The sequence below is a fragment of the Algoriphagus oliviformis genome (genome assembly GCF_017254915.1).
Classification (GTDB): domain Bacteria; phylum Bacteroidota; class Bacteroidia; order Cytophagales; family Cyclobacteriaceae; genus Algoriphagus; species Algoriphagus oliviformis.
In genome coordinates this window covers 1-437 of record NZ_JAFKCT010000041.1, presented here as the reverse complement: position 1 = coordinate 437, position 437 = coordinate 1, and the positions used below count along the sequence as shown (strand labels likewise).

The 437-nt window shown below is 51.3% G+C and carries 1 protein-coding gene; it reads right to left on the bottom strand.

The features are described 5' to 3' along the window. Nucleotides 1-135 precede the first annotated feature (135 nt). The coding region (locus J0A68_RS22490) for an integrase core domain-containing protein (RefSeq protein WP_206580505.1) at nucleotides 136-437 on the bottom strand (302 nt) is incomplete at its 5' end.

Sequence of the window (437 nt, the reverse complement as noted above, 5' to 3'; positions counted from 1 at the left end):
TGAGCATTCCCCAATCTTTAGGACAGGAATGGTTTGAGGTCAAGTATACAGGAAGGGCGTGAGTTTTCCATATTTCCACACCTGAAAATCCCTATTTAGATTTTCAAGAAGTGTGGGAATGTGGGAAACTCGTTTTCATGCCACCTGTTCGACCAGGGAATAGACTTCCGCCGGGATGCGGTGATCCAGGCTGGAGTGCCTTCTCCGATGGTTGTAGTAATCCGTGTATTCGGCTACCAGTGCGTAGAGATCCAGTCCGTCCCGGGGCGGATTGAGGTAGATCTTTTCGTATTTGATGGTTCGCCAGAACCGCTCGATAAACACGTTGTCAATCGCCCTTCCCTTGCCGTCCATACTCAGGCGGATGCCGCTGGACTTCACCGTCGCGGTGAAGACTTCCGAGGTAAACTGGCTTCCCTGATCGGTGTTGAGGATCT